At 56.5% G+C, this 22,127-nt stretch carries 22 protein-coding genes; 9 read left to right on the forward strand and 13 right to left on the reverse strand.

Translation table 11 applies throughout. From position 1 onward, the window contains the following. Nucleotides 1–5: 5 nt before the first annotated feature. The 3 genes from GGE09_RS01875 to GGE09_RS01885 are packed head-to-tail and all read right to left on the reverse strand — an operon-like array spanning nucleotide 6 to nucleotide 2,511. Nucleotides 6–689: a nitroreductase family protein gene (locus GGE09_RS01875; protein WP_309743296.1), complete on the reverse strand. Its 684-nt coding sequence runs from the start codon at nucleotides 687–689 to the stop codon at nucleotides 6–8. Next, on the reverse strand, nucleotides 686–1,402 hold the full coding sequence (locus tag GGE09_RS01880; protein WP_309743297.1) for an NYN domain-containing protein: 717 nt from the start codon (nucleotides 1,400–1,402) through the stop codon (nucleotides 686–688). Before GGE09_RS01880 ends, GGE09_RS01875 begins: the two co-directional genes overlap by 4 nt. Then, entirely contained in the window at nucleotides 1,399–2,511 is a 1,113-nt protein-coding gene (locus GGE09_RS01885; protein WP_309743299.1) for an S-(hydroxymethyl)glutathione dehydrogenase/class III alcohol dehydrogenase, read from the reverse strand. The genes GGE09_RS01880 and GGE09_RS01885 overlap by 4 nt, the downstream gene beginning before the upstream one ends. A gap of 115 nt (nucleotides 2,512–2,626) precedes the next feature. Here GGE09_RS01885 and GGE09_RS01890 point away from each other — a divergent pair, with 115 nt between their 5' ends. From GGE09_RS01890 to GGE09_RS01900, 3 genes are all read left to right on the forward strand, one after another. Continuing rightward, a complete protein-coding gene (locus tag GGE09_RS01890; protein WP_309743301.1) occupies nucleotides 2,627–3,451 on the forward strand; it encodes a hypothetical protein in 825 nt (274 codons plus the stop codon). Nucleotides 3,452–3,551: 100 nt separating this feature from the next. Next, the gene (locus GGE09_RS01895; protein WP_309743303.1) at nucleotides 3,552–4,808 is read left to right on the forward strand and encodes a glycerol-3-phosphate dehydrogenase C-terminal domain-containing protein; all 1,257 of its coding nucleotides are present in this window, start codon (nucleotides 3,552–3,554) and stop codon (nucleotides 4,806–4,808) included. 81 nt (nucleotides 4,809–4,889) lie between these two features. Next, the gene (locus tag GGE09_RS01900; protein WP_309743305.1) at nucleotides 4,890–5,873 is read left to right on the forward strand and encodes a hypothetical protein; all 984 of its coding nucleotides are present in this window, start codon (nucleotides 4,890–4,892) and stop codon (nucleotides 5,871–5,873) included. Nucleotides 5,874–5,877: 4 nt separating this feature from the next. On the opposite strand, the gene GGE09_RS01905 is transcribed toward GGE09_RS01900, so the two are convergent. The 9 genes from GGE09_RS01905 to GGE09_RS01945 form a co-directional block, all read right to left on the reverse strand. After that, nucleotides 5,878–8,727, reverse strand: a complete 2,850-nt coding sequence (locus GGE09_RS01905) for an error-prone DNA polymerase (RefSeq protein WP_309743307.1) — start codon at nucleotides 8,725–8,727, stop codon at nucleotides 5,878–5,880. Between the two features lie 254 nt (nucleotides 8,728–8,981). Then, nucleotides 8,982–9,476: a hypothetical protein gene (locus GGE09_RS01910; protein WP_309743309.1), complete on the reverse strand. Its 495-nt coding sequence runs from the start codon at nucleotides 9,474–9,476 to the stop codon at nucleotides 8,982–8,984. After that, complete coding sequence (locus GGE09_RS01915) at nucleotides 9,473–9,958, reverse strand: RNA pyrophosphohydrolase (RefSeq protein WP_309743311.1); 486 nt, start codon at nucleotides 9,956–9,958, stop codon at nucleotides 9,473–9,475. Before GGE09_RS01915 ends, GGE09_RS01910 begins: the two co-directional genes overlap by 4 nt. After that, a complete protein-coding gene (locus GGE09_RS01920; protein ID WP_309743313.1) occupies nucleotides 9,955–11,286 on the reverse strand; it encodes a S41 family peptidase in 1,332 nt (443 codons plus the stop codon). The genes GGE09_RS01915 and GGE09_RS01920 overlap by 4 nt, the downstream gene beginning before the upstream one ends. Before the next feature lie 9 nt (nucleotides 11,287–11,295). Next, nucleotides 11,296–12,438: a peptidoglycan DD-metalloendopeptidase family protein gene (locus GGE09_RS01925; protein WP_309743315.1), complete on the reverse strand. Its 1,143-nt coding sequence runs from the start codon at nucleotides 12,436–12,438 to the stop codon at nucleotides 11,296–11,298. Further along, nucleotides 12,435–13,952, reverse strand: coding sequence for a 2,3-bisphosphoglycerate-independent phosphoglycerate mutase (gene gpmI / locus GGE09_RS01930; protein ID WP_309743317.1), 1,518 nt, complete (start codon nucleotides 13,950–13,952; stop codon nucleotides 12,435–12,437). The genes GGE09_RS01925 and gpmI overlap by 4 nt, the downstream gene beginning before the upstream one ends. Before the next feature lie 90 nt (nucleotides 13,953–14,042). Next, nucleotides 14,043–14,513, reverse strand: a complete 471-nt coding sequence (rlmH, locus tag GGE09_RS01935; RefSeq protein ID WP_309743319.1) for a 23S rRNA (pseudouridine(1915)-N(3))-methyltransferase RlmH — start codon at nucleotides 14,511–14,513, stop codon at nucleotides 14,043–14,045. Between the two features lie 7 nt (nucleotides 14,514–14,520). Next, entirely contained in the window at nucleotides 14,521–14,934 is a 414-nt protein-coding gene (gene rsfS / locus GGE09_RS01940) for a ribosome silencing factor (protein WP_309743321.1), read from the reverse strand. A 72-nt stretch (nucleotides 14,935–15,006) separates the two neighbouring features. Further along, complete coding sequence (locus GGE09_RS01945; protein WP_309743323.1) at nucleotides 15,007–15,876, reverse strand: branched-chain amino acid aminotransferase; 870 nt, start codon at nucleotides 15,874–15,876, stop codon at nucleotides 15,007–15,009. A gap of 174 nt (nucleotides 15,877–16,050) precedes the next feature. Between GGE09_RS01945 and GGE09_RS01950 the strand changes: the two genes are divergently transcribed. Genes GGE09_RS01950 through dxs form a run of 6 tightly spaced genes read left to right on the forward strand, consistent with a single transcriptional unit; the run spans nucleotide 16,051 to nucleotide 21,306 of the window. Then, entirely contained in the window at nucleotides 16,051–16,548 is a 498-nt protein-coding gene (locus GGE09_RS01950) for a MarR family transcriptional regulator (RefSeq protein WP_309743325.1), read from the forward strand. 6 nt (nucleotides 16,549–16,554) lie between these two features. Next, entirely contained in the window at nucleotides 16,555–17,262 is a 708-nt protein-coding gene (locus GGE09_RS01955; RefSeq protein ID WP_309743327.1) for a response regulator, read from the forward strand. 40 nt (nucleotides 17,263–17,302) lie between these two features. Then, nucleotides 17,303–18,235, forward strand: coding sequence for a histone deacetylase family protein (locus GGE09_RS01960; RefSeq protein ID WP_309743329.1), 933 nt, complete (start codon nucleotides 17,303–17,305; stop codon nucleotides 18,233–18,235). Further along, entirely contained in the window at nucleotides 18,235–18,474 is a 240-nt protein-coding gene (locus tag GGE09_RS01965; protein WP_309743331.1) for an exodeoxyribonuclease VII small subunit, read from the forward strand. The genes GGE09_RS01960 and GGE09_RS01965 overlap by 1 nt, the downstream gene beginning before the upstream one ends. A 5-nt stretch (nucleotides 18,475–18,479) precedes the next feature. Beyond that, on the forward strand, nucleotides 18,480–19,349 hold the full coding sequence (locus tag GGE09_RS01970; RefSeq protein ID WP_405048518.1) for a polyprenyl synthetase family protein: 870 nt from the start codon (nucleotides 18,480–18,482) through the stop codon (nucleotides 19,347–19,349). 28 nt (nucleotides 19,350–19,377) lie between these two features. Further along, complete coding sequence (dxs, locus tag GGE09_RS01975; protein ID WP_309743333.1) at nucleotides 19,378–21,306, forward strand: 1-deoxy-D-xylulose-5-phosphate synthase; 1,929 nt, start codon at nucleotides 19,378–19,380, stop codon at nucleotides 21,304–21,306. 4 nt (nucleotides 21,307–21,310) lie between these two features. Here dxs and GGE09_RS01980 read toward each other — a convergent pair whose 3' ends face one another. After that, the gene (locus GGE09_RS01980; RefSeq protein WP_309743335.1) at nucleotides 21,311–22,117 is read right to left on the reverse strand and encodes an ion transporter; all 807 of its coding nucleotides are present in this window, start codon (nucleotides 22,115–22,117) and stop codon (nucleotides 21,311–21,313) included. Nucleotides 22,118–22,127 lie beyond the last annotated feature (10 nt).

The following is a 22,127-nucleotide window of genomic DNA, read 5'->3' on the forward strand; positions in this document are numbered from 1 at the left end:
GCATCTTATAAAACGGTCATAATCTGTGAAAGCGGCTTTTTGTGTTTGGCCACCTCGGGCACGGTGGCTGTGTCGCTGGGATGGCCCACTGCGATGATCATTGTGGGTTTTTCGGACGCAGGGCGTTCACACATATCGTTTAAAAACTTCATCGGATTGGGGGTGTGGGTCAGGCTGACCAGACCCGCGTGATGCAGTGCTGCCAAAAGGAACCCAGTCGCAATGCCAACACTTTCCGGCACATAGTAATTCTTAAACTTCTCACCGCTGTCGGACATCCCGTAGCGTTCGGCAAAGACCACAATCAGCCAAGGCGCATCGGTCAGATGGGGCTTGTGTTTGTCCGTGCCGATGGGCTCAAGGGCGGCCAGCCATTCGTCGCCAGCACCGCCTTCATAAAACGTGTCTTCCTCTGCCTCGGCAGCGGCACGCACGCGGGATTTCATTTCAGGGTTCCGGATCGCCACAAAATGCCAAGGCTGATGGTTCGCCCCGCTTGGCGCGGTGCCTGCGGCGGCGATACAATCCTCGATCACGCCTTGATCCACAGCGCGGTTGGAATAGTCGCGCACCGTGTGCCGTTTGCGCATGAAATTCATGAACGACAGAGCGTGAAAGCGGGTTTCTTCATCGGTGTAATCAAAACGGTCGGGCAGCGGGATCGGCGTGTATTTTGGGGGCGTGGTCATTTGGGTTTCGCGATCTCTTGGACAAAAACGGCATTGCCCCGTTTGGTGACTTTGAATTTGCTGATTTCGTCGATCAAATCCAACAGCCGTTTTTTGCCGAAGGATCGCGGGTCGAAATCGGGGTAGCGTTTGTTCAATTCTTGCACGATCTGGCTCAGATGCACCTCGCCGCTGTCATCGTTAATGGCACGCAAGGCAGTGCGGATACGGTTGTAGGCAAAGTTCAGGTCGGCTTTGTCCTTGGCTGTACTTGGGGCGGGGCTTTCGGGTTTGGGCAGCAGGTTTTCGATGTAAATGAACCGCTTGCAGGCCATTCTGAAAGCTTCGGGTGTTTTGCGTTCGCCGATGCCGTAGACATGCACGCCTTCTTCGCGGATACGGTGGGCCAGACGGGTGTAATCCCCGTCTGACGACACAATGAAGAACCCGTCGTACAGACCCGAATGCAATTGGTCGATGGCGTCAATCACCAGTGCGATGTCGCTGGCATTTTTGCCTGTTGTGGTGCTGGGCACATGTTGGGCCACGATGCCGAATTGCACCTGATTCTCCGACCAGCGGTTCATTCTGGGGCTGGAAAAATCCCCGTAAATGCGGCGCAGGCTGATTTCGCCAAAGCTGGCGATTTCTTCCAGAATGGCCTCGGCATGGGCCGCACTTACGTTATCGCCGTCAATAAAAACGGCGAGTCTGGGGACGTTGTCTTCTATCAAAATTCAATCACCGCACGGATTGATTTTCCTTCGTGCATCAATTCAAACCCGTGGTTGATGTCTTCAAGTTTCAGCTTGTGGGTGATCATCGGGTCAATTTCGATTTTGCCGTCCATGTACCAATCGACGATTTTCGGCACGTCCGTGCGCCCCGATGCGCCACCAAATGCGGTGCCGCGCCAGCTGCGGCCTGTGACCAGTTGGAAGGGCCGCGTTGAAATTTCAGCGCCCGCAGGAGCCACGCCGATGATGATGCTTTCGCCCCAGCCTTTGTGTGCCGCTTCCAATGCGGTGCGCATGACGTTTACATTGCCTGTTGCATCAAACGTGTAATCCGCGCCGCCGCCTGTCAGTTCAACCAGATGGGCCACCAGATCACCGTCAACTTTGGACGGGTTCACAAAGTCGGTCATGCCGAAATGGGTGGCCATTTCCACTTTACCGTCGTTCAGATCGACGCCAACGATCTGATCCGCACCCGCAAGCCGCAGCCCTTGGATCACGTTCAAACCGATGCCGCCCAGACCAAACACGATGGCAGTAGAGCCGATTTCAACCTTGGCTGTATTGATCACAGCGCCGATGCCTGTGGTCACGCCGCACCCGATGTAGCAGATTTTGTCAAACGGCGCGTCTTTGCGCACTTTTGCCAGCGCGATTTCCGGCACAACCGTGTGGTTGGCAAAGGTGGAACAGCCCATGTAGTGATGGATCGGCGTGCCGTCCAACATGGAAAACCGCGTGCTGCCATCGGGCAGCAGGCCTGCGCCTTGGGTGCTGCGGATCGACTGGCACAGGTTGGTTTTCGGGTTAAGGCAGTATTCGCATTCACGGCATTCCGGCGTGTACAGCGGGATCACGTGATCGCCCACTTCCAGACTGGTGACACCCTCGCCCACTTCGATGACCACGCCAGCCCCTTCGTGGCCCAGAATGGCGGGGAAGATGCCTTCGGGGTCGTCGCCCGAGCGGGTGAATTCGTCGGTGTGGCAAAGGCCCGTTGCCTTGATTTCGATCAGAACCTCGCCAGCTTTCGGGCCCTCTAGGTTCACTTCCATGATTTCAAGTGGTTTTCCTGCTGCAACAGCGACGGCGGCGCGGGTTCTCATTGGCTTACTCCGTGTATGGTCTTTTGTAGGCACAGTGCAAAATCTGACGCAGTTTGACAATTCAATTCCCCCCACCGCTAGGAGTTTCTTAACCAATCTTAATCAAAATCAGGGGATGAGTCGCTTCTTCCTGTTTTTGCTTCTTTCGGTTTTCTGTTTGGCCCTGCCAGTGCAGGCCGATCCGTTTCGCCTGTTCGGGCGCAGCTATGATCGTTCGCTTGCGGTCTATGGGTCTTTTATCGCGCCGCCCGGTGTAACGGAATCGCCCACGGAAAATGCCAAGTTCGAATTGTACATCAAACCGTCGATTACCCTGCGCAAACTGTCGGATAAAACCTCGCTTGTGGCCTATGCGATTGTGGCTTTTCTGGGGGATAGCGAAGGATTTTCCTATAATAACAAGGTGACTTTCGCGCTGGGTACTGAAATTCAATACCAGCTTAGCAAAGCGGTGCGCCTGTCATTTGGCAGCCAATGGAAAATGGAACGGGAGTTTTCTACGGGCATGTTGCGCAGCGCGTTTATCCTGACGGCGGATGCGTCGGTTTATAAAACCTGGAAGCCCGATTGGTTGCAACGGCGCCAGGGGGCTGAACTGGTGCTTAGCGGTTGGGCGAATTACCGCGGGCCTGGGTCATTGCACGCGTCCGAGCGGAAAAACGGGCAGTTGCAGGCATCGTTCAAGCTGGCGGTGGCACTGCCATATCGGGAAACAAAGCTGAAACTTGCCCCCTTTATTTCCGTGATGGCCAAGGCGGATCAATTGGGGCGCGTGTTCAATAATACATTTGAACCCGCCATCGGACTGGACCTGAAAATCCCGATTTCGGGCGGCGGTAGCATCGCCGTCGGGGCCAAAACCGCCCATCAAATCCGCCATGCCACAGGTACGGCAAAAACAGGAACCTCGGCTTATGTGACATGGTACAAACGGTTTTGAGCCGTATTTCGCCGCTATATGTGGTATTTGGTCGGGGGAAGACACGTTTATGGTGACACAGCAACAGTATGTGCCATAGTTTACGGTGCAGGGGGAGTGAATGGGAAAACTGGCAACCATTGATTTTGATCTGGCCATTCTGGGTGGCGGGCCTTTGGCCTGTGCAATTGCCCGCGATGCGGCTGGTCGCGGTCTGCGGGTGCTGCTGACCGCGCCCGAGGATTTGGGCGGCTCGGTTGAGCAGCATATCCTCGCCAACGGGCTTGCGCTTTTGTTTCCTGAACAGGGGGCAAGTGCCTTTGAAATGGATGTGATGCAGCGGGTTTGCCCGCAATTCGGGGCAGATCTAGAACCGTCACCGGCTAAGCCGTCACTGCTGCAACGGGTTTTGGGGGCAGCGCCAGCGCCTGCGGCCTATTCGCTAAGCGCGACAGCCGCCAGCCGGTTTGCCTTGCTAAATGCCCGCGACGCAGCGGATCGCGGCGCTGTAATGCTACCGCTGACCACTGTTGAAATTCGCGCGGTTGGGGCCAGCTGCTGGCAGCTTGAGATTGCGTCAAAAGCGGGGGGTGCATTGAAATCGGTCACGGCAAAAATCCTTGTGGATACTTTGCAGGATGAAACCGAGATGCAACCCAATCAGGCTGCGCGGATCGGGGTGTATGCCCAAGCGGGGTCAGGCCGTGGCGAGGCGCAAAAAACGGGTCAAAACGCCTGTTTTAGGGTCGAATCCGATGCGGGAACGGTTGCCATTGGGGTCTTGGCGGCAACAGCCCCTTCGGCGGATGATCTGGCTATCGCGGCGCTGGCTTTTGGAATTTCCGCTGCGCCCACTTGGATGTCTGACGCGCTACCAGTGCCGCTGCCGCCCAAACCGCTTGAAATTTCAAACTCCCCACCCCGTCTGGTGATCCGTGATGGCGCGGCGGGTGACTGGCGTAAACAGGCCGAAGATGTAGTGGCCGAAATGGCCCCCTTCGCCCGTATGATTGGCAAGCGGTGGACCGCTTTTGCCACGCTACCGGGCGGTGATTTCCAGCGGGAATTGCGTTCAAACCTGATTGGCGACTTGCGTGCGGCCTTTCCCCATATCCCCCCTGACCACCTAGAGCGGCTTTTTTCCCATTACGGCACCGATTGCGCCGAGATTTTGCATTCTTCGGGGGGCTTGGGTCATGATTTCGGCGCTGGCCTGTTTGAGGCTGAGGTCCGTTGGTTGTTGATACATGAATGGGCCAGAACCGCGCGGGATATTTTGTGGCGGCGCACGGGGTTGGGCATGCGGATGACCGCAGACCAGATGCGCGCGCTGGATCAGTGGATTTCCCAGAACGGCGGTGGTTTGCGGCAAGCCTGACTTTAAATAGCTGTTGTAACTTGCGCGGCAGAGCCTATTTTCAAAATATAGACACTTAAAGCATAAAAATAGGGGTATTTAATGCGGCTTGCACGTCTGTTTCCGGCGCTTCTTGCGATGACGGCCTTTGCGTTTCCAGCCTTTTCGCAGGTGAATGTTCCCATCGAAAATGACAATCTTCAACTGCCCGTGGATCAGGTGGAAGACAGCGACACCCGCACGAATGTTTTGGGTGCTTATGTGTCTGAACGAGGCGTGTTGGATTTGCGCAATGTGCAGTCGGATGATTTTTCGGGACTCGATGGATTGGACGATGTGCGCGATCTGATCCTTGACGGGTCTTCGATCACCGATCTGTCGCCTTTGGCCCGCATGAAGGGTGTCGAAATGATCAGCATGTCCGGCACGGATGTGGTGGACCTGTCACCTTTGGCAGGGCTCACATCCTTGCGGCATCTTTACCTGAACGGCACGCCTGTTACCGATTTGACGCCGCTGGCGAAGATGATCTGGCTTGAAGACATTGGCGCGGATGACACGTTGATTGAGGATTTATCACCGCTCAAACGCCTGATCAACCTGCGCCGGTTAAGCATTCAGGGCACTTTAGTGTCTGATCTTGGCCCGTTGAAAGACCACAAAAATATGAGCTGGCTTAATCTGGCGGACAGTCTGGTGACCGATATTTCAGTGCTGCGCCAGTTTGAGGTGATGCACGAACTGTCACTCGGCGGGACCATGATTGAGGATATTTCCCCTCTGTCAGAGCTGTTTGTGATGAAAATCCTGCGGCTGGATGGAACTTTTGTTCATGATATCAAGCCGCTGCAAGATCTGGATCTGTTGGTAGAATTGAATCTTGGCCTGACCTCGGTAGAGGATATTTCCCCTTTAGCCAGTCTGGATAACCTTCGGTTTCTCGACCTTAGCGCGACGGCGGTAGAGGATGTATCCCCCCTGTCCAATCTGGAAAAGCTGCGTGAAGTACGGTTGCAAGGCGCTGCTGTTACAGATTATTCGCCCCTTGCAACTCTGGCAGAGCGCGGGCTCAAAATTGGGCAATAAGACTCTATTTTCGTGGTTTTTCAGCCTGCGCAGTGTCTGGCGTCAATAAGGGCCGCAATAACGCCATGGGGTGGGCGCGCAGGGTCAGCCGCATGGACACATAGTCTTCGACCACGTTCTCGCCTTCGGTCATTTCGGGCAGGGTGACGGGTAATTCTTGCAGACCTTCACCGTCCAATTCTTGCGCAAACAGCGGCAGGGGTTCGGCACCTTTGACAGCCTTGGCCTGCCACAAAGACTCTCTCCGGCCGGTGCCCAAAGCGGCGAAAGCGTCAGCCTCGGCCAGAACTTCTAGCACATGGGGCGGGGTTCCGGCGCGGCGCCAGAGGTCTTCCACCTCGGTATAGCCGTTGCCCCGTGCGGAACAAATCCACATGGACTCTTCCTCGCGCATCTTTTTGATTTGCCGAAACCCCAGCCGCAGTGCCAATCCGCCGTGCCCGTCCGGTTCCATCACATTGTCCCAATAACTGGCGTTGACACAAACGGGCCGCACGCTGACCCCGTGTTCGCGCGCATCCCGCACGATTTGGGCAGGGGCGTAAAACCCCATGGGCTGGCTGTTCAACAAGGCACAGGCGAAAATCCCCGGGTGGTGGCATTTCAACCAAGCGCTGGCATAGACCAGCAGGGCAAAGCTGGCTGCGTGACTTTCGGGAAACCCGTAAGAGCCGAAGCCCTCAATCTGGCCAAAGCAACGGGCGGCGAAGTCTTCGTCATAGCCGTTTTTCGCCATGCCAGTCATGAAGAGATCGCGAAATTCAGACACATTGCCATGCTTTTTGAACGTGGCAAGCGAACGGCGCAAACGATCGGCCTGTTCCGGGGTGAACCCCGCGCCGATCATGGCAATTTGCATGGCTTGCTCCTGAAACAGCGGCACGCCAAGGGTCTTGCCCAGCACCTCACCCAAAGCATCCGATGGGAAAGAGACTTCCTCCAGCCCTTGTCTGCGGCGGATGAACGGATGCACCATATCGCCTTGGATCGGGCCGGGGCGGATGATCGCCACTTCGATCACCAGATCATAGAAATTGCGCGGCCGCATACGGGGCAGAAAATTCATCTGCGCACGGCTTTCCACCTGAAAAACCCCCAGACTGTCAGCCTTGCACAGCATGTCGTAGACCTGCGGGTCTTCGGCTGGCAGGGTGGCGAGCGCGTATTCGGTTCCGTGATGATTTTCAATAAGATCAAAGGCTTTGCGGATGCAGGTCAACATGCCAAGGGACAGAACATCCACTTTTAAAATCCCTAGCGCGTCGATATCATCCTTGTCCCAACAAATCACCGTGCGCCCTTCCATCGCGGCGTTTTCGATGGGGATCAGCGCGTCCAGACGGCCCTCGGTCATGATGAAACCGCCCACATGCTGGGATAAATGACGCGGAAAGCCGATGATCTGATCTACCAGATCAAGGGTCTGTTTCAGGCGCGGTTCATTCGGGTCCAGCCCCAATTCCCGCAGCTGTTGTTCGGGCATTCCGTTGCTGCCCCACCCCCACAATTGCGAAGCCAGCGCCGAGATCGTGTCCCCCGACAGCCCCATCACCCGCCCCACCTCGCGGATGGCGCGTTTGCCGCGGTAGTGGATCACCGTCGCGCACAACCCCGCGCGGTGGCGGCCGTAGCGTTCATAGATGTACTGGATCACTTCCTCGCGGCGTTCATGTTCGAAATCTACGTCGATGTCAGGGGGTTCATCGCGGGCTTCCGATACAAAACGTTCGAACACCATCGTGCCCACCTCGGGGGAAACCGAGGTGACACCAAGGGCATAGCAGGTCACCGAATTAGCCGCCGAGCCGCGCCCCTGACACAGGATGTCACGGGAGCGGGCGAAATCCACCAGATCGTTTACTGTCAGGAAATAGGGCGCATACCCTAGTTTACCGATCAGGGTCAGCTCATGGGTCAACATATTTGCGACGCGATCCGGCACCCCCTCGGGATAGCGCCATTTCAGGCCCGCGCGCGCCAACCGGTCCAGCCGCGCCTGTGGCGGTTCCCCGACAGAGATTTCAGAGGGGTATTCGTATTTCAGCTCGTCCAAGGAAAAACGGCAGCGCGCGGCGATGTCTGCGCTGCGGTGTACGGCATCCGTGTGGCCTGCAAAAATCCGCAACATACCCGCCTCGTCGCGCATATGTCGCTCGGCGTTGGACAGGGCCTTGTGCCCGATGTCATCAATCCGCAGGCCTTCGCGGATGCAGGTCAATACATCGGTCAGCCGCCGGCGTGAGCCGCGGTGCATCATTGGCGTGGCCGAGGCAACGGGGGGGAGGCCAAGCCGTTTTGCCAGTATCGCCAGCCGATCAAATCGCGCCCTGTCTTGCCCGTCATAACAAGGCGCCATCAGCAGGGATACGGCGGTTCCAAAGCGGCGCGTCAACTGTTCTGCCTGTTGCAACCATCCACCCGCGCCGCGCGGATAGGTGATGCTGGTGGGGAGAATGAGCATTTCCAGCCCGTCCCCCCATTCAAGAATATCCTCAAACGAAAGGGCGCATTCCCCCTTGCCTGCCCGCGCTTTGGCCTGTGTCAGCATTTGGCACAGATGCCCCCAAGCGGTGCGATCCTGCGGTAGGGCCACCAGTGAAAACCCATCGACGGTTTCCAGTCGGGCGGCTGGTACCAGACGGGGCACAAGCGCATCTTCGCCCGTTTCGCGCAGTTTGCGGGCGATTTCACGCAGTTCCACATGGGCGCGTACGACCCCCGCCACGGAGTTGCAATCGGCCAGTGCGATGGCAGGCATGGCGAATCCAAAGGCCTGGCGTGCGTATTCCTCGGCGTGGGAACCGCCGCTTAGGAAGGTGAAATTTGATGTGGTACACAGTTCGACGAAGGCCATTCTGTAATATATTCACGTTTTGTTCTTTTTGCGAGTCCTCATGAAGGGGTTTGAAGGGAAGAGTTTTCTGCGGGGCCGGTATTGGATATTTGACCCAAAAAGAGCGGTCAGGCGTCCCGTGGAGAACCGACGGAACGCCCTCTTTTTGGACGGTCATCGCCTTCCCAGGCTGTACCGCATAGTCACTTTCGGGCAGTTCAGTTAAAAAACCGTAAAGAGCCTCTTTTTGGGTCAAATATCCAATACCAAAGCTGTCAGAACTGTTCCATCTTTTGCAGGTCGGATGCGGAACATTTACCCCGTTTCAGGCAGGATTGCAGCAGGTCAAGGCGGCTTTGTGTGACAGAAGACACGTTGCCTTCGGGGCAGGCGCCTAAGTCTAGGACGGGGCCGTTGTCTGACTGGCGCAGGAACAAAAGCTGCTCTGTGCCGGCATCATTCGGGATGCCGCCGCACCAGTGGGCCACGCAGTGGGTTTTAAGGGTCAGGGCGCGGGTTTGTGGTTTACCTAAGCCGTTTAACCCCATGAAACGGCCTGAAAATTCGGCGGGCACGCTTCGGGGTTTGCCTTCTACATAAGGTGGAATTTTCCCTGTTATCCGCAGGGTCCCCACTGCAATATTATAGATGTCATCCGAGGCTTGGAACCGGTTAAAGGTTTCGGCCAGATTGGGGCGCATGCAGCTGAGCGCACCTGCCTGTGACGCAGACAGGCAGGCAGACAGGATCAGCGCAGCGCCAAGTTTCATCCTGTGAATTCTTTGAATTCGCGGATCACCCGTTCGTAGGTGTCCCGTTTGAAGGGGACGATTTTTTCCAGCAGTTCTTGGGGATTGATCCAGCACCATTCGCGGAATTCAGGCTCTGCGGTGGCGATATTGACCAGACTGTCATCGCCGGTAAAGCGCAGCAAAAACCACTTTTGTTTTTGGCCCCGAAAGCGGCCTTTCCACAGTTTTGGCACCAGCGCATGGGGCAGGTCGTAGGGAATCCAGTCTTCGGATTCGGCCAGAACTTCGATTGCGCTGGCAGGGATGCCGGTTTCTTCTTCCAGTTCCCGCAGGGCCGCATCGCGGGGCGCTTCGCCTTTTTCAACGCCGCCTTGGGGCATTTGCCAGGCATCTTTGAAATTATCCAGCCGTTGCCCCGCAAAGACATGGCCTTCGCGGTTTACGACCATCAGCCCGACGCAGGGACGGTAAGGAAGATCAGCTATGGCTTCGGGGGTCATTCGCTGTCTTTCTCTAGAACCGACAAGCCTTTCAACACATCCAGCGCATAGGCCAGCTGTGCATCCTGATTGCGCAGTTCTGCGGCTTTTTGGGCCACGTTGCGTTCTTCTTCCAGCTGTTTGCGCTGATCGTCTGTCAGGCTGTCATTGGTCAAAGAGCCGCGCAAATCGGCTTCAAACCGTTGCTGGCGGGCGTCTTCTTCGGCGGCTACTTCGATGGGGGGGCGTTGTTCCACAATGATGTCAGGGGAAACGCCCAGCGCCTGAATGGAACGGCCAGATGGGGTGTAATAGCGCGCTGTTGTCAGGCGCATGGCCCCGTCGCCTTGAAGTGGCATAATTGTCTGGACCGAGCCTTTGCCGAAGGACCGTGTGCCGATCACAACCGCGCGGTGGTGGTCTTGCAACGCGCCTGCCACAATTTCAGAGGCCGAGGCAGAGCCGCCGTTGATCAGAACCACAACCGGTTTACCTTGGGCCAGATCGCCGGGCTGGGCGTTGATCCGCTCGCTGTCTTGGGCGTTGCGCCCGCGGGTGGATACGATTTCGCCCTTTTCAAGGAAGGCATCGCTGACCAGAATTGCTTGGTTCAGCAGGCCGCCCGGGTTGTTGCGCAGGTCGATGACAAAGCCGCTGACCTTGTCGATGCCGCCCAGTTCGGTGACTTTCTCGTTCAGGCCTGCTTCGAGGTTGGCATAGGTCTGATCCGAGAATGTGGTGATTCGCAGCACCACGCTATCGCCTTCGACCCTTGCGCGGGAGGCTTTGACTTTGATGGTGTCGCGTACAATCGTAACGTCAAACGGATCGTCGGTGCCTTCGCGCACGATGGTGATCACGATTTCGCTGCCAATTGGCCCGCGCATCAGTTCAACCGCATCGTCCAGCGTCATGCCCAGCGTGCTGTCACCGTCCACTTGGGTGATGAAGTCGCCTGCTTGAATGCCCGCATTGGCGGCGGGGGTGTCGTCGATCGGGCTGACGACTTTTACAAAGCCGTTTTCTTGGGTCACTTCGATCCCAAGGCCGCCAAATTCACCCCGTGTTTGCACTTGCATGGAATCAAAGTCTTCGGGGGGCAGATAAGACGAATGTGGATCAAGCGAGGTTAACATCCCGTTGATGGCTGACCGGATCAGTTCCTGTTCGTCCACTTCTTCAACATAGGCAGAACGGATGCGTTCGAAAATATCGCCGAACAGATCGAGTTGTTCATATGTGGATTTTGTGCGCGCGGCTTCTTGGGCGATCAGGGGGCCTGTCAGTTGTGCGGTTATCACAATGCCTGCCAGTGTTCCGCCAATTGCGGCCAATGCAAGTTTCTTCATCAATCCATCCTACCTGTCGTTTATGGCAAACCAGACGCCAGGGTCTACGGGTTTGCCGTTATATCTCAGCTCCATATAGAGCGTTTCTTGCGCAATTGCGCCACCGCCATCTGAAGCTTCGATCAAAAATTCTTGTGCGCCTGTCTGATTTCCACCCAGCAAACCGATAGGGGCCATTTGATCGACCACTTGGCCGATTTCTCCATAAACCTGTTCCATACCAGCGATCACCAGTAAATAGCCTGCTTGGGGTTCCAGAATAATCACGTTTCCGTAATCCAGAAAGGCGCCTGCATATCGTATGGTGGCGGCAACAGGGGCGCTGACCAGCGCAAGGGGCCGTGCAGCAATCACAAGGCCCGGGCGTTTTAGCCCTGCGGCGTCCACCTCGTTAAAGCCACGCAGTAAGGTTCCGTCCACAGGCAGGCGCAGGGTGCCGCGCATCTTTTCAAAGGGAATGCTGACAGCGGTTTGCGGTTGGGGGGGCAGAACACCGATGCTGCCTGCAAACATTTCCAGTGACGTGGCCCCGTCGGCCAGTATCTGGGTCTTAACCGGATCATCGGTCAGGCGCTGGGGCAGGTCGGTGCGGTCTGAAATTGCCTGACTTAGGGCGACGCGGGCCTGTTGCACCCCTGCCAGCCCCAAACGCAGCTTTTGTTCGGCCGTGGTTTGCAGCTGGCGCAGGGCTTGTAATTCTTCAAGCTGGCTGCGCAATTCTTCGGCTTGGCGCTGTAGGGATGGCGTCACTTCGGACATCATCATGCCGGATCGTGCGGTGCCGACCGGCCCTGTGGGGTGGATCAGCAGCATGGGCGTGGTGGCCCGTTCCAGCGTTTGCAGAATACCCAGTAAACGGCTGAGCTGATCGCGGCGGTTTTCGAATTCCAGCCGGATCACCCTTTCGCGGATGGTCGCGCCCCGCAGCCCGTCGCGCATGGCGCTAAGACCGGATTCATAGGCGCGCACGGTGTCTGTCAGGGCTTTGACACGATCTTTGGCGCTTTCGGCTTCGGTCAGTTCTTTGGAAGCAGCGGTAAGGGCCTCGGCGGCAAGCTGGGCTTGGATCACGGGATCGTCTTTGGCAAAGACAGGCCCACAGCCAAGGGCTGCGACCAGAATCGCCCCTAAAAATTTGCGTCCTGCGCTCATGCTTCTAGCAAACTCTTGCCTGTCATTTCTGGTGGTTGGTCCAGTCCCATCAGCGCCAGTAAGGTGGGCGCCAGATCGGCCAGACGGCCCTGTGCGCGCAGTTTTGCGCCTTTTGGCCCGCCAATCAAGGCCACAGGTACGGGGTTGGTGGTATGAGCGGTATGTGGCCCGCCCGTCACGGGATCAATCATGGTTTCGCAATTGCCGTGATCTGCGCAAAGAACCATCGCCCCGCCCGCTGTATCCAGCGCGGCCAGAACCTGCCCCAATCCCGCATCTACAGCGGAACAAGCGGCCATGGCGGCCTGCAAATCCCCTGTATGGCCGACCATATCGGGGTTGGCGTAATTCACTACGATCAGGTGATATTTGCCTGATTGGATCGCGCCCACCAGATGCTCTGTCACCTCGGCTGATGACATTTCGGGTTGCAGATCATAGGTGGCAACCTTGGGGCTGGGCGCGAGATAGCGATCTTCGCCCGATGCGGGAATTTCCACGCCGCCGTTCAGGAAAAAGGTCACGTGGGGGTATTTTTCAGTCTCGGCAATGCGGAATTGGGACAGACCCTTTTGTGCGACCCAAGACCCGATGGTGTTCACGATGTCTTCTTCGGGGAAAATCACATCCACATAGGCACTGTGGGCCTTGGAGTATTGGGTAAAGCCGCTGACCAGTGCCAGTTCGGGCCGTGGGCCTGTAGCAAAACCGTTAAAATCGGGTTCTGCGATGGCGGCAAGGATTTCACGGGCGCGGTCGGCGCGAAAGTTCAGGCAGACCAGCACATCGCCGTCCACCATACCCATATAATCGCCAAGCACGGCGGGTTTGAAAAATTCATCGCTTATGTCATTGGCGTAATTGTCTGAAATCACCATGTCTGCGGTGTCAAAGGCAGGGCCAGTGCCGTTCACCATAGCCTCAAAGGCCATTGCAACACGGTCCCAGCGATTGTCACGATCAAGCGCGTAATAGCGCCCTGACACAGTTGCGATAAACGCGTTTTCTGGCAGCGCGGCTTGCAGGGTTTCCAGATATCCGCTGGCCGATTTCGGGGCCACATCGCGCCCGTCTGTAAACAGATGCAGCGCGACTTTGCGGCCTGCGTCCACCAGCACGTTCACCATGGCAATCATGTGATCCAGATGGCTGTGCACCCCACCATCCGACAGCACGCCGCACAGATGAACCGTGTTACTGCCCGCATTGATAATCCGCTGCACCGCGGGCTGGTCCGCCAGTTCGCCCCGTTTGATAATGCCGTTGATCTTGGCCAGATCCATTTCCACCACACGGCCCGCGCCGATGTTCATATGACCCACCTCGGAATTGCCCATCTGGCCTTCGGGCAGACCCACATCAGGGCCAAAGGTGGTTAACGTATCATGGGGGCAGTCCTGCATGATGCGGTCAAAATTGGGTGTAGGGGCCAGCGCGACAGCATTGCCATCGGTTTCGGGGCGCAACCCCCAACCGTCCAGAATACACAGTACAACGGGTTTGATCGGGGTCATCTGTTTGCCTCTGGTCGGGTTATTGCCTTGTGGTTGCAGATAGCGGTGATGGGGCCAGATGGCAAGTTTTCGTGATCTGCAAAGGGGAAATCACACGCGATGGTACGGCGCATTCCCCAGAATTGACGCCGCACGGTAAAGTTGTTCGCTTAACATCACGCGGGCCAACATATGGGGCCAGACCATTTTGCCGAACGACAGGGCAAAATCCGCCTCGGCGCGCAAATCAGGGGCCAGACCATCGGCCCCACCAATAAGAATCGCCAGATCTTGCGTGCCTGTGTCGCGCCACTGGGCCAGTTTATCGGAAAAATCGATCGAGCTGATGAGCTTGCCACGTTCATCCATAATCATGGTTAACGCGCCCTTGGGCGTGGCTTTGCGCAGTAAATCCGCCTCGGCGGCCATGCCGCCGCCCTTTTTATCCTCGACCTCGATAATGGAAACAGGCCCCAACCCAAGGGCGCGGCCTGTTTTTTCATATCGGTCCAGATAATCGGAAATCAGCGTCAGTTCAGGCCCTTTTCGCAAGCGCCCAACGGCTATAATATGAAGCCGCATCAATGGTTTAGCTCGCGTCGTCCGCCATGCCCTGCCACATTTTTTCCAACTGGTAGAAATCGCGCACTTCGGGGCGGAACAGATGCACAATCACATCGCCTGCGTCCAGCAAAACCCAATCCCCAGAGCTTTTGCCCTCGGTCCGGGTGATCACGCCCATAGTCTGCTTCAGGCGGTCCGTCATTTTTTCAGCCATAGCCACAACTTGACGGGTGGACCGGCCAGAGGCCACCACCATGTGATCTGCAACGGATGATTTTCCCGCCAGATCAATTGTCACGATGTCTTCGGCCTTATCGCTTTGCAGCGAGTTCAAGATCAGGTCCAGCATCGACATCGCTGGAATGTTTTCTTCTTTTTCAGCCGCTTGGGCCTCAACACGTTCAGTCAGAACGATGTCCTCCGAATATACGACGCCCACACTCGGGCGCTGAGATACCCTTAGGGTATCAGAGCAACCGAGCAGTCTCAAGGCAGAAGAGGGGGCGGGTGTTTAGGTGCGCACCAGCGTTTCGTATTCTTGCGCGATGCTGCGCGCCAATTCGCCGACTTCAAAGGTATGTTCGCCGATTTGTCCCACAGGGGTCACTTCGGCGGCGGTGCCTGTCAGCCAGCATTGTTCAAAGCCGTCCAGTTCCTCGGCCATGATGTGACGTTCAATCACTTCGATGCCGCGGTCTTTCAACAGGCCGATGACGGTTTGACGGGTCAATCCGTTCAAAAAGCAATCGGGTTTCGGGGTGTGGACTGCGCCGTCTTTGACAAAAAAGATGTTCGCGCCGGTGGCTTCGGCCACATAGCCGCGATAATCAAACATCATGGCGTCCGAACAGCCTTTGGCCTCGGCCTCGTGCTTGGCCATGGTGCAGATCATATACAGGCCTGCGGCTTTGGCGAAACACGGGATGGTTTCGGGCGACGGGCGTTTCCAGCGGGAAATATCCAGCTTTGCGCCTTTCATTTTGGCGTCCCCGTAATAGGCACCCCATTCCCAAACAGCGACAGCCATGCGTACAGGGTTATTGGCAGATGCCACGCCCATGTCATTGCCCGACCCGCGCCAGCACACAACGCGCACATAGGCGTCTTTCAGGCCGCTGGCTTCAAGCGCCTGATATTTCGCAGCTTCGATTTCATCGACAGTATAAGGGATCGGGATGTCCAATTCCTTACCAGAAAACAACAAACGGGCGGAATGTTCGCGGCTTTTGAAGATTTTACCGTTATAGGCCCGCTCGCCCTCGAATACGGATGAAGCATAGTGCAGGGCATGGGTTAAAATGTGCACATTGGCGTCGCGCCAAGGCACCATTTCCCCGTCCAGCCAGATAAAACCATCACGATCATCATAAGCGCCGGCCATTGTATTTCCTCCAGTAGAGCAGTCTGTTTGCATAAAGTTGCGTAATTGCGTCGAAATAAGACATAAAATTACGCCAAAGTCGAAATTTGCTATCATTTGATTCTTGGAAAGTCAACAAGACTGACATAAATTGGCAGACACCAGTAAATTTTGTGATCGGATGAAATATCAAATATGCAGGATCGTTTGCAACCGGGCGGGGAAAACCTGCTGTTTCTGACCGATGACCAGCTTTTGCAGGGGATCGAACTGCTGTTCTTTGCCTATCGGGGGTTTACCTCTGATCCAGACCGGATTTTGGAAAATTACACCTACGGGCGGGCGCATCATCGGGCGATCCACTTTATTCACCGCCGTCCCGGCACCACGGTGAACGCGCTTTTAGATATTCTGGGGGTGACCAAACAATCCCTGAACCGCGTGTTGCGCCAGTTGATCGAGGATGGTTTGGTGGACAGTAAAGTCGGTGTCAAAGACCGCCGTGAGCGGCATTTGCACCTGACACCATCGGGCGAGGCGATGGAAGCCGACCTGTCCGCCACCCAGCGCAAACGTCTGCGCAAAGCCTATAAAGAGGCGGGTCCAGACGCTGTGCAAGGATTTCGTAAGGTTCTGGAAAATATAATGGACCCGGAAATGCGCCAGCATGTTAAGAAGCTGGTAAAGGATTGATGTTACATGAATGAACTGCTGGCCGACGCCCATATTTTGATCGTTGACGATGACGAACGTATCCGCACCCTATTGCAGAAGTTTCTGTCGCGTAATGGCTATTGGGTGACGGCGGCACGGGATGCGGCCCATGCGCGGCGGTTGCTGGGCGGACTGGAATTCGACCTGATCGTGCTGGATGTGATGATGCCGGGGGAGGATGGTCTGACCCTGACCCGCAGTCTGCGCGAAACCCTGACCACGCCGATCCTGTTGCTGACCGCCAAAGGCGAAGCCAGCGAACGGATTCTCGGGCTAGAGGCGGGCGCGGATGATTATCTGTCCAAGCCGTTTGAACCCAAAGAACTGGTGCTGCGGATCAATGCGATTTTGCGCCGCGTGCCGGTGGAACAGCCCAGCGTCGAGGTGCCAAAGACCCTGCAACTGGGCCCTGTACGCTATGATGTGACCCGCGGAGAGCTGTGGGAAGGCGATGCCTTGATCCGCCTGACGGCCACCGAAAGCGCGTTGATGCGGATCTTTTCCGCCAGCCCCCATGCCCCGATCAGCCGCGGTAAACTGGTAGAGGATTTGGGCCGTGACGATGATCAATCCCAAGAGCGCGCGGTGGATGTGCAAATCACCCGTCTGCGCCGCAAGATTGAGGCCGATCCCAAATCCCCCCGCTATCTGCAAACCGTGCGCGGCGCGGGCTATATGCTGGCGCCCGACTGATATAACTATCTGACTCTTCAGCAAGCAAGAAAGACGTGCCATGACCACAGCTTTCCTGACCCACAGTGATTGTTTGCAGCACCATAATCCGCAGGGGCATCCTGAATCTGTGGCACGGTTGCAAGCGATTTTGGACCGGCTCGACACGCCTGAATTTGACGCTTTGATGCGGCTGGATGCGCCCCTTGGCACGGATGAACAGGTGTTGCTGGCCCACCCTGCCGCCCATCTGGCCGCGATGAAAGCGGCGGTTCCGGACGATGGATTCCACTTTATTGACGGGGATACGTCGCTGTCGACAGGCACGCTGCGCGCGGCGCTGCGCGGGGTTGGGGCCAATGTGAATGCGGTTGATCTGGTGATGTCTGGGCAAGCGAAAAACGCTTTCTGCGCCACGCGCCCGCCCGGTCATCACGCGGAAAAACAGACGGCGATGGGGTTTTGTTACTTTGGCAACGTGGTCATCGGCGCGCGCCATGCGCTGGATCATCACGGCTTGTCACGGGTGGCGATTGTGGATTTTGACGTGCATCACGGCAATGGCACACAAGATCTGGTTTGGGATGATGCCCGTATTCTGTTCGCCTCTAGCCATCAGATGCCACTGTACCCGGGGTCAGGCGCAATTTATGAAACCGGCGCCCATAACAACGTGGTGAATGCGCCGCTGGAACCCCATGCGGATGGGCGGATGTTGCGCCGTGTCTTTGAGCAGGAAATCATGCCCGCGCTGGACCGCCACCAGCCCGAAATGATCTTTATTTCCGCAGGGTTTGACGCCCATGCCCGCGACCCACTGGCCAATCTGAACTTTACCGAGGACGATTTCGCATGGGCCACCCGCAGCCTGTGTGATTTCGCGCAAGCCAACTGTCAGGGCCGTGTGGTCTCGACTTTGGAGGGTGGATATGATTTGCAGGCTTTGGCTGCTTCGGTTGCGGCCCATGTAAGCGTTTTGATGGAGCAAGGCTGATGGCTGATACACCCGTTTCCGAAATGAATTTTGAAACCGCAATGGCGGAGCTGGAAAAGGTCGTGGGCCAGTTGGAAAGCAGTCAGGTGGCGCTGGAAGACAGTATCAAACTGTATGATCGCGGTGCTGCGCTGAAAAAACATTGCGAAGTGAAGCTGAAAGAGGCGGAAGAAAAAATCGCCCAGATCACCCTTGGCGCGGATGGCAATCCTGCGGGTTTGAAAGCCTTTGAAGGCTAGTCCCAGTGGAAGAATTTACCCATAGACTGGCCCGCATAGCGGCTGCCACAGAACGGGCGCTGCGCGAGTCTTTGCCCCCTGTTGCCGTCAACCCGATTGCCGCGCCAATGCACCACGCGGCCCTGAACGGGGGTAAGCGGTTGCGCGCCTATCTGGCTGTGGAATCGGCAGCATTGTTCGGGATCGACGTGATTAACACAGCGGCGGCGATTGAATGTATGCACGCTTATTCGCTGGTCCATGACGACCTGCCTTGCATGGATGACGACGATCTGCGCCGCGGTAAACCCACTGTGCATGTGAAATGGGATCAGGCAACGGCTGTGCTGGCAGGCGATGCACTGCAAACGCTGGCGTTTGAAATTCTGGCCGATCCGTTAACCTCGGCTAATGCTGTGGTTCGGGTGAAATTGGTTGCGGATATGGCCCGTGCCGCTGGCGCATCGGGGATGGTTTTGGGGCAGGTGCAAGACATCGCCGCTGAAACCGCGACGGCCCCTTTGACGCTGGATCAGATCACCGCGTTGCAGGCCAATAAAACCGGTGCTTTGATCGAATGGTCCGCCTGTTCCGGCGCAACCTTGGCGCAAGAAGATGCAAAGCCATTGGCGGCGTTCTCAACCGCTCTCGGCCTTGCGTTTCAGATACAGGATGACGTGCTGGATGTGATCGGCGACGCGGCGGTGGCGGGCAAGCGGCTGCAAAAGGACGCAGAGGCGGGAAAAGCCACGTTTGTTTCCATTCTGGGGCTTGAAGCGGCGCAAACGAAGGCCAAATCCTTGGTGGAAGACGCCTGCGATGCCCTGTCGGTCTATGGCTCCAGTGCAGAGCCATTGCGACAAGTGGCCCAATTCGTCATAAGCCGCGACTTGTGATAAAACCACCCACAAGAAGGAACACCTTGTGAGCGATAGACCAAAGACCCCCCTGCTGGATCAAGTGAAAACCCCCGAGGACCTGAAGCGGTTTTCGGATGTGCAATTGCGTCAAGTGGCCGATGAACTGCGGGCAGAAACTATTTCGGCAGTGTCTGAAACGGGCGGGCATTTGGGCGCTGGGCTGGGTGTGGTTGAACTGACAACGGCAATTCATGCGGTGTTTGATACCCCCAAGGACCGGCTGATCTGGGATGTAAGCCACCAGTGCTACCCCCATAAAATCCTGACAGGACGGCGCGATCGGATTCGCACCCTGCGGCAGGAAAACGGCCTGTCAGGTTTCACCAAACGCAGCGAAAGCGCCTTTGATCCCTTTGGCGCGGCCCATAGTTCTACGTCAATTTCTGCGGCACTCGGGTTTTCTGTTGCCCGTGATCTGGGCGGCGCACCAGACCACGGTCTGGGCGATGCCATTGCGGTAATCGGTGACGGCGCCATGTCTGCTGGCATGGCCTATGAGGCGATGAACAACGCAGGCCATTTGAAAAAACGGCTGTTTGTGATCCTGAATGACAACGAAATGTCCATCGCGCCGCCTGTGGGGGCCATGTCGGCCTATCTGTCAAAGCTGTATGCGGGCGAACCGTTTCAGGAATTGAAATCCGCTGCCAAAAGCGCGATTTCCCTATTGCCTGAACCGTTTCAGGATGGCGCAAAACGGGCTAAGGATATGGTCAAACACATGACCGTTGGCGGTACCCTGTTCGAACAGCTTGGCTTTTCCTATCTGGGGCCGATTGACGGGCATGACATGGATCAATTGCTAAGCGTGCTGCGCACCGTCAAGCAACGGGCCACGGGGCCGATGCTGATTCATGTGATCACCAAAAAGGGCAAAGGCTATGGCCCTGCCGAAGATTCCGCTGATAAATATCACGGGGTCGCCAAATTTGATGTGGTCAGCGGCAAGCAGAAAAAAACACCGTCCAATGCGCCGAGTTATACATCTGTTTTCGCCCAAAGTCTGATGGCGGAAGCGGAAAAAGACAGCAAGATCGTCGCTGTGACCGCCGCCATGCCTGATGGCACAGGGCTTGATAAATTCGCCGCCCGTTTCGGATCGCGTTGTTTTGATGTGGGCATTGCCGAACAACATGCGGTGACTTTTTGTGCGGGCATGGCGGCAGGCGGGATGAAACCGTTTTGCGCGCTCTATTCCACATTTTTGCAGCGGGGCTATGACCAAGTGGTGCATGACGTGGCGATTCAGCGCCTGCCTGTGCGCTTTGCCATTGATCGCGCGGGACTGGTTGGCGCGGATGGTGCCACCCATGCGGGCAGTTTTGACATTGGATTTCTTACGAACTTGCCGGATTTTGTCGTCATGGCCGCTGCCGATGAAGCAGAGCTGGTGCATATGGTCGCCACCGCCGCCAGCATCAACGACCGCCCCAGCGCGTTCCGCTTTCCACGCGGGGAAGGCGTGGGCGTTGATCTGCCTGCTGTGGGAATTCCGCTGGAAATTGGCAAAGGCCGGATCATCCAACAGGGCAGCCGCGTGGCACTTTTGTCGTTCGGAACGCGCTTGCAGGAATGTGAACAGGCCGCGATTTTGCTGGCCCGTAAGGGGATTAACCCAACCATTGTGGATGCCCGTTTTGCCAAACCGCTGGACGAGGATTTGATCCGCGATCTGGTTGCCAACCACGAGGCGCTGATCACGATTGAAGAAGGCGCAATTGGCGGTTTTGGATCACACGTGGCCCAGTTTCTGGCCGAAGAGGGCGTGTTTGATCGGGGTTTGAAATTCCGTTCAATGGTGCTGCCCGATACGTTTATCGACCAGAGCAGCCCGTTGAAAATGTATGATGTGGCGGGAATGAACGCCCCCCAGATCGAAGCCAAAGTGCTGGATGTTCTGGGGATTGCGCAGATCGGTCAGGCGCGGGCCTGACCGGTTATTTTTCCAGCTTGGCCAGTCTTTCGCTGATTTCATCCAATTTCGCCACTACATCGTCGCGGTAGGCATCCGTCGCCTCGGCGTTTTCGGATTGATGGGCGTCTTGCATGGAATTCACGATCAAACCCACCAACAGGTTCACCACGGCAAAGGTTGTGACCATAATAAACGGCACAAAAAACATCCATGCATAGGGGTACAGCACCATAACAGGCCGCACGATGCCCATGGACCAACTTTCCAGCGTCATGATCTGGAACAGCGAATAGGCCGAGCGCCCTAAAGTTCCGAACCAATCGGGAAAGGCAGGGCCAAACAGTTTGGTGGCCATCACCGACCCGATGTAGAAAATAATCGCCATCAGCAAAAAGACTGATGCCATACCGGGAAGGGCGGAAACGAACCCTTCAACTACACGGCGCAGGCTAGGGGCAAAGGAAATGACCCGCAGCACCCGCAAGATTCGCAGGGCACGCAACACCGACAGACCGCCACTGCCCGGTGCCAGCGATACGCCGACCACCAGAAAATCAAAAATGTTCCAAGGCACCAGAAAGAAGCGCCAGCCATAGGCGATCAGCTTGGCGGCCAGTTCGATCACAAAAATCAACAGGCAGATGTTATCAATGACCCCCAACAGGCCACCGGACATCCGTTTTGCCGTTTCCGAAGTGTCCAACCCTAGCACAATTGCGTTGAGCACAATCACGGCCAGCACAAAGTTGCGCACTAAAGAAGATTCGACCCAACGGGTCAGGGTATCGCGAAAACCGCTGGTGCCGATTGGCTGTGTAGAACTGTCCATAGTGATTTTA

This window comes from Roseobacter sp. N2S, assembly GCF_031454055.1.
Lineage (GTDB): Bacteria > Pseudomonadota > Alphaproteobacteria > Rhodobacterales > Rhodobacteraceae > Amylibacter.